4 protein-coding genes are annotated in these 7839 nt (G+C 70.3%); 3 read left to right on the forward strand and 1 reads right to left on the reverse strand.

Annotated features, from left to right (window positions below; genetic code table 11):
* Positions 1–135 precede the first annotated feature (135 nt).
* Positions 136–534, reverse strand: coding sequence for an Rv3235 family protein (locus ACFXBC_RS34280; protein ID WP_385033751.1), 399 nt, complete (start codon positions 532–534; stop codon positions 136–138).
* 349 nt (positions 535–883) lie between these two features.
* Between ACFXBC_RS34280 and ACFXBC_RS34285 the strand changes: the two genes are divergently transcribed.
* From ACFXBC_RS34285 to ACFXBC_RS34295, 3 genes are all read left to right on the forward strand, one after another.
* Complete coding sequence (locus ACFXBC_RS34285; protein ID WP_385033754.1) at positions 884–1390, forward strand: DUF6912 family protein; 507 nt, start codon at positions 884–886, stop codon at positions 1388–1390.
* A gap of 164 nt (positions 1391–1554) precedes the next feature.
* Positions 1555–2292, forward strand: coding sequence for an HAD family hydrolase (locus tag ACFXBC_RS34290; protein WP_385033757.1), 738 nt, complete (start codon positions 1555–1557; stop codon positions 2290–2292).
* 343 nt (positions 2293–2635) lie between these two features.
* The gene (locus tag ACFXBC_RS34295) at positions 2636–7618 is read left to right on the forward strand and encodes an NAD-glutamate dehydrogenase (protein WP_385033760.1); all 4983 of its coding nucleotides are present in this window, start codon (positions 2636–2638) and stop codon (positions 7616–7618) included.
* Positions 7619–7839: the final 221 nt, after the last annotated feature.

A 7839-nucleotide genomic window follows, 5' to 3' on the forward strand; every position in this document is an offset into this window, starting at 1 on the left:
CGTCGCTGCGGTACCGGGCCCGGCCTTTTCTGGTCCATTCCCGCCCTGTTCGGCCTTTTCCGGTCCTTTCTGGTCCTGTCTGGTTTCTGTCCGGTCCAGTTCGGGCTTCGGGTGGTGCTCAGCGTCGTGTCCGGCTCATACGCCGACGCGTTCGCCGCCCAGTTCCACCGCCGCGCACCGCCAGCGCAGATCGGTGCCCTGTTCGAGCCGGAAGGCCATGGCCTGCACATGTTCGCCCGAGCCGATCCGGGCGAAGGCCTCGATCACGCCGGGCGCCGGGACGAACTCGCCGCAGTGGCGTACGACGGGCCGTACGCCTCCCGCCCGCAGCGGCGTGCCGGGCGCCAGCAGCACCAGCTGTTCGTAGGCCGCGCCGATGGTGTGTCCGAGCATCCAGTGGACGGGCCGCTGGCCGCTGAGTACGGCGAGGAGCCGCTCGGCGAACCAGTAGTGCGGCTTGAGCCGCCTGCGCTGGATCGGGGTGATGCCTGGCCTGGTCCGGTCGTTCCGGCCCGCAGGCCTGGTCCGCTGCATGAAGTGTGAGCCCCCGCTCTGCCGGGCCCGGTGCGATACCGGGCGGTAGCTTCTGCTGAGCCTCTTCTACGGGGGCCCGCGGAGCCGTGGCAAGGCGGCGGCCGCGGTGCGGGCGGGGCCCTCCAGGATCACCTATCCGGGTGACGGGCCGGTGCCGCGGCCGGATACCGTGCGTTCCGCGGTGGCTCGGGGTGGACGCCAGGGCGGTCCGCTCCCGGCACCACGAAGGGGGACTCGGTACGTATCCTGGGACCTTCTTCACCTGGTATCACCGGGCTCTGCCGGGCCGCCTTCCGGGTCCTCCGGACGGCTCCCGGCGCGCCCATCCGACGACGAAAGCGGCCCGGCCATGCGTGTGTACGTCCCACTGACCCTCCCCGGTCTCGCAGCGGCGCACGCGGCGGGCGAAATCGGACCCGGCCCGCTGACCGCCTATGCCGTCACGCCCGGCCTGCGGGAGTGGTATGTCTCGGACGACATCGAGGAGCTGGAGTACGCGGCTCTCAACCGGGCGGCTTCGGCCTCGCTGCGGCTGCTGGCCGGGGCGCCGGACATCGCCCGCCGCCGGGTGGTCGTCGCCGTGGACGTGCCGGACCAGGCCGCCGTGGCCGACCCGGACCGCGGTCTCGACGCGAGCTCGCTCGGTGAGGTGCGGATCGCTTCCGCGGTGCCGCTGTCGAAGGCCGCGGCCGTCCACGCCGACGCCGACGACGCGGAGGCGGACGTCGCGGAAGCGGCGGCCGCGCTGGGGGCGGCCGATCACGGTGACGACGACGCGCAGTTCACGGTGGACGGTGCGGAGGACCACGAGCTGCTCTGGTTCGGTGTGCAGGAGATCCCGCACCTGATCGCCTGATCGCCCGCCCGGTCGGGCCCGCCTGGTCAGCCGCCTCGTCACCGTCCGGATGCTCGCCCGTACGGTCCGTTGTCAGACCCCCCGCGTACGGTTGTCGAAGTGGGGATCCGAGGGACGAGCGGTGCCTCGTATCACCGGGGAGAGGTTCGAACGGGGGGCTGGGCATGAGTACGGACACGAATGCGGGCATCGGCGTGGGCGTGGGAACGGGCCCGGGAGCACGGGCGGAAGCAGGGGCGGCCGGGCCGGCCGGGACGCACATCGTCTGGGACTGGAACGGGACGCTGTTCCACGACATCGACGCCGTGATCGAGGCGACGAACGCCTCGTTCGGCGAGATCGGTCTGGAGCCGATCACGCTGGAGCGGTACCGGGATCTGTACTGCGTACCGGTTCCGCGGTTCTACGAGCGGCTGATGGGCCGGCTGCCGACGGATGCCGAGTGGGCCGTCATGGACGAGGCCTTCCACCGGCACTACTGGGCGCTGGCCGCGGGGGCGGCGCTCGCTCCGGGGGCCGAGCGGCTGCTCAGGGAGTGGCAGGCCTCCGGGCTCACCCAGTCGCTCTGTTCGCTGGCGCCGCACGACCACCTGATACCGATCGTGCGGACGCACGGCATCGAACGGCGCTTCCTGCGGGTGGACGGCAGGACCGGCCCGTCGGACGGCGGGAAGGCGGAGCACATGGTGCGCCATCTGGCCGGGCTCGACGGTGTCGCTCCCGAGCGCGTCGTGGTGATTGGTGACGCGGTCGACGACGCGGTGGCTGCCGCCCACGCCGGGGCACGGGCCGTGCTGTACACCGGCGGATCGCACAGCCGGACCAGCCTGGAGACCGCCGGGGTGCCGGTGGTGGACTCGCTGGCGGAGGCTGTCAGGACCGCCCGGGAGTGGGCGCACTGACCCCGTTCCGCACCTGGCCGAAGTGGCGAAGTGCGGCCTGCCGACTTGTACAGATGCGGCCGGTGACGTCCACCTGTCCGGGGGAGATAGCCTGGTCCCGTGACCAGCGCGATATCTCGCGGGGGCATTGACGCCCCTGCCCTGCGCCCGGAGCACTACGGTGTCCGGGTCATCGCTGGCACCCCTCACCCGGACAGGCCTTCGGAATTGGCCAATAACGTCACGGGTGTCTCTCATTGCGGCATAACGTCGACTTCGACCGGATACCTCGCGTCGTGGTCGTGGCGTCACACCGCTTCTTTCACCTACGTCACGCAACGGCGCGCGACAGGAGCCAGAGGACATGCAGACCAAGCTGGACGAACCCAAGGCCGAACTGCTCGCACGCGCGGCCCAGGTGGCTGAGAACGGCCCGGCCGGAGGACAACTTCCGGGCGGGTCCCCGAGCGGGGGGAGTCCGGACCGGGACACCGTTCTTGCGTATCTCCAGCGCTACTACCTGCACACCGCTCCGGAGGACGTCGAGAACCGCGACCCCGAGGATGTCTTCGGGGCGGCGGTCTCGCACTACCGGCTGGCCGAGAAGCGCCCGCAGGGCACCGCGAACGTCCGGGTGCACACCCCGAGCGTCGAGGAGAACGGCTGGACCTGCAGCCACACGGTCGTCGAGGTCGTCACCGACGACATGCCCTTCCTGGTCGACTCGGTCACCAACGAGCTGACCCGCCAGGGCCGCGGCATCCACGTCGTGATCCACCCGCAGCTCCTGGTACGCCGTGACGTGACCGGCAAGCTCATCGAGGTCCTCGGCAAGGACGAGACAGGCGAGGGTGTCCACGACGCCCTGGTCGAGTCCTGGATCCATGTGGAGATCGACCGCGAGACCGAGCGCGCCGATCTGAAGCAGATCAGCACCGACCTCCTCCGCGTGCTCTCCGACGTACGGGAGACCGTCGAGGACTGGGACAAGATGCGCGACGCCGCGGTGCGCATCGCCGACGAGCTGCCCACCGAGCCGACCGCGGGCGATCTGCCGCCCCGTGAGGTGGAGGAGTCCCGCGAGCTGCTCCGCTGGCTCGCCGCCGACCACTTCACCTTCCTCGGCTACCGCGAGTACCGCCTCACCGAGGACGACTCGCTGACCGCGGTGCCCGGCACCGGCCTCGGTATCCTCCGCTCGGACCCGCACCACAGTGTCGACGAGGAGCACCCCGTCTCGCCGTCGTTCGGCAGGCTGCCCGCCGACGCCCGCGCCAAGGCCCGTGAGCACAAGGTCCTCGTACTCACCAAGGCCAACAGCCGCTCCACGGTGCACCGCCCGAGCTACCTCGACTACGTCGGAGTGAAGAAGTTCGACGCCGAGGGCAATGTCGTCGGCGAGCGCCGCTTCCTCGGGCTCTTCTCCTCCGCCGCGTACACCGAGTCCGTACGCCGGGTGCCCGTCATCCGCCGCAAGGTCGCCGAGGTCCTCGAAGGCGCGGGCTTCACGTCCAACAGCCACGACGGCCGCGACCTGATGCAGATCCTGGAGACGTACCCGCGCGACGAGCTGTTCCAGACGCCCGTCGACCAGCTGCGTTCCATCGTCACCAGCGTGCTCTACCTCCAGGAGCGGCGCCGGCTCCGGCTCTACCTCCGCCAGGACGAGTACGGGCGCTATTACTCGGCGCTCATCTACCTGCCGCGCGACCGCTATACGACCACGGTCCGGCTGCGCCTCATCGACATCCTCAAGGAGGAACTCGGCGGCACCAGCGTCGACTTCACCGCGCGCAACACCGAGTCCATCCTCTCCCGGCTGCACTTCGTCGTGCGGGTCCCGGCCGGCACCGAGCTGACCGAACTCACCGACGCCGACGCGGACCGGATCGAGGCCAGGCTCGTCGAGGCCGCCCGTTCCTGGGCCGACGGGTTCGCCGAGGCGCTGACCGCCGAGTGCGGTGAGGAGCGCGCCGCCGAGCTGCTGCGCCGCTACGGCCAGTCCTTCCCCGAGGGCTACAAGGCGGACCACTCGCCGCGGGCCGCCGTCGCCGACCTCGGCCGCCTCGAACACCTCCAGCCGGGCGAGAAGGACTTCGCGCTCTCGCTCTACGAACCGGTGGGCGCCGGTCCCGGCGAACGCCGCTTCAAGATCTACCGGATCGGCTCGCAGGTCTCCCTCTCCGCCGTGCTGCCGGTGCTCCAGAAGCTGGGCGTCGAGGTCACCGACGAGCGCCCGTACGAGCTGCGTTGCGCGGACCGTACGCACGCCTGGATCTACGACTTCGGGCTGCGGATGCCGCAGATCGAGGGCGCGGGCGGCGACCACCTCGCCGACGACGCCAGGGAGCGTGTCCAGGAGGCGTTCGCCGCAGCCTGGACCGGCCAGGCGGAGAACGACGGCTTCAACGCCCTGGTGCTCGGCGCCGGACTGACCTGGCGGCAGGCGATGGTGCTGCGCGCCTACGCCAAGTACCTGCGCCAGGCCGGATCGACCTTCAGCCAGGACTACATGGAGGACACCCTCCGGAACAACGTCCACACCACCCGGCTGCTCGTCTCGCTCTTCGAGGCCCGGATGTCGCCGGGCCGTCAGCGGGCCGGCACCGAGCTGATCGACGGGCTGCTCGAAGAGCTCGACGGGGCGCTCGACCAGGTGGCGAGCCTGGACGAGGACCGCATCCTGCGCTCCTTCCTCACCGTCATCAAGGCGACGCTCAGGACCAACTTCTTCCAGAGCGCCGACGAGAGCGGCGACCGCAGGGACCGGGGGACCGAGCCGGGTGCCTACCACCCGTACGTCTCCATGAAGTTCGACCCGCAGGCCATCCCCGACCTCCCGGCGCCGCGCCCGGCGTACGAGATCTGGGTGTACTCGCCCCGTGTCGAGGGTGTGCACCTGCGGTTCGGCAAGGTCGCCCGCGGCGGGCTGCGCTGGTCCGACCGGCGTGAGGACTTCCGTACGGAGGTGCTCGGCCTGGTCAAGGCGCAGATGGTCAAGAACACCGTGATCGTGCCGGTCGGCGCCAAGGGCGGCTTCGTCGCCAAGCAGCTCCCCGACCCGTCCGTGGACCGGGACGCCTGGATGGCCGAGGGCGTCGCGGCCTACAAGACCTTCATCTCCGCGCTGCTCGACATCACCGACAACCTGGTGGCCGGTGAAGTCGTGCCGCCCACCGGGGTCGTACGGCACGACGAGGACGACACCTATCTCGTCGTCGCCGCCGACAAGGGCACCGCCACCTTCTCCGACATCGCCAACGAGGTCGCCGAGTCGTACGACTTCTGGCTCGGGGACGCCTTCGCGTCCGGCGGTTCGGCCGGCTACGACCACAAGGGCATGGGCATCACGGCCCGCGGCGCCTGGGAGTCCGTCAAGCGGCACTTCCGGGAGCTGGGCCACGACACCCAGACCGAGGACTTCACCACGGTCGGTGTCGGTGACATGTCGGGCGACGTCTTCGGCAACGGCATGCTGCTCTCCGAGCACATCCGCCTGGTCGCCGCCTTCGACCACCGCCACATCTTCATCGACCCGACCCCGGACGCGGCCACCTCGTACGCCGAGCGGCGCAGGCTGTTCGAGATGCCGCGCTCCTCGTGGGCCGAGTACAACACCGCCCTGCTCTCGGCGGGCGGCGGCATCCACCCCCGCAGCGCCAAGTCGATCCCGCTCAACGCCCATGTGCGCGATGCGCTCGGTATCGAGCCGGGCGTCGCCAAGATGACCCCGGCCGATCTGATGCGGGCGATCCTCAAGGCCCCGGTCGACCTGGTGTGGAACGGCGGCATCGGGACGTACGTCAAGTCCTCCGTCGAATCCAACGCAGACGTCGGCGACAAGGCCAACGACGCCATCCGGGTCAACGGTGAGGACCTGCGCGCCAAGGTCGTCGGCGAGGGCGGCAACCTGGGCCTGACGCAGCTCGGCCGTATCGAGTACGCCAGGTCGGGCGGTGACGGCTCGGGCGGCAAGATCAACACCGACGCGATCGACAACAGCGCCGGCGTCGACACCTCCGACCACGAGGTGAACATCAAGATCCTGCTCAACGGGATGGTCACCGAGGGCGATCTGACCGTCAAGCAGCGCAACAAGATCCTGGCGTCGATGACCGAGGAGGTCGGCGAGCTGGTCCTGCGCAACAACTACGCGCAGAACACCGCGCTCGCCAATGCCGAGTCCCAGGCTCCGTCCCTGCTCCACGCCCACCAGCGCTTCATGCGCAGGCTGGTCCGTGACGGGCATCTGGACCGGGCCCTGGAGTTCCTGCCGACCGACCGTCAGGTGCGTGAACTGCTCAGCGCGGGCAAGGGGCTGAGCCAGCCCGAGCTGGCCGTGCTCCTCGCGTACACCAAGATCACCGCTGCCGCGGAGCTGATCACCACCGGTCTGCCGGACGACCCGTATCTGCAGAAGCTGGTGCACGCGTACTTCCCCAAGCCGCTGCGTGAGCGCTACCCGGAAGCGATCGAGGGGCACGCGCTGCGTCGCGAGATCATCACGACGGTCCTGGTCAACGACACGGTGAACACCGGTGGTTCGACCTTCCTGCACCGGCTCCGGGAGGAGACGGGCGCCTCGATCGAGGAGATCGTGCGGGCGCAGGCGGCGGCCCGGGAGATCTTCGGCCTCGCAGAGGTGTGGGACGCCGTCGAGGAACTGGACAACAAGGTCGCGGCCGATGTCCAGACCCGTATCAGGCTGCACTCGCGGCGGCTCGTGGAGCGCGGTGCGCGCTGGCTGCTCGGCAACCGCCCGCAGCCGCTCGACCTGAGCGAGACCATCGCCTTCTTCACCGAGGGCGTGGCGAAGGTCTGGAGCGAGCTGCCGAACATGCTCAAGGGTGACGACCTGGAGTGGTACCAGGGCATCCTGGACGAGCTGGCCGCCGCGGGTGTGCCGGAGGAGCTGGCCCGGCAGGTCGCCGGATTCTCGGCGGCCTTCCCCGCGCTGGACATCGTGGCGATCGCCGAGCGTACGGGCAAGGACCCGATGGCCGTGGCCGAGGTGTACTACGACCTCGGTGACCGGCTGGCGATCTCCCAGCTGATGGACCGGATCATCGAGCTGCCGCGGGCCGACCGCTGGCAGTCCATGGCCCGCGCCTCCATCCGTGCGGACCTGTACGCGGCGCACGCCGGGCTCACCCTCGACGTGCTCTCGGCGGGGAACGGCGTGTCGAAGCCGGCGGAGCGCTTCGAGGCCTGGGAGGAGAAGAACGCCTCGATCCTCGGCCGGGCGCGCACCACGCTCGACGAGATCCAGTCCTCGGACGCCTTCGACCTGGCGAACCTGTCGGTCGCGATGCGGACGATGCGCTCGCTGCTGCGCACGCACGTCTGAGGCACATCGGTCACGCGTCCGGCGCGTGACCGACGCGTGCTCGGCTCACGTGTCGGGGCGTGCCGGGGGCGTAGGCACCTGACCGCTGCGTGAGCCGGAGCGTGAGCCCGTACGCGAGTCGAGTCGGCTCGGGAGACCGGTGCGTGAGTCGGCTCGGGACCGGTGCGAAATCGGTGCGAAGGCAGAGAAGAGGGGTGGGGGGGGCACGCTGTGTGCGTGCC

The sequence above is a fragment of the Streptomyces sp. NPDC059398 genome, from assembly GCF_042751845.1.
Classification (GTDB): Bacteria; Actinomycetota; Actinomycetes; order Streptomycetales; family Streptomycetaceae; genus Streptomyces.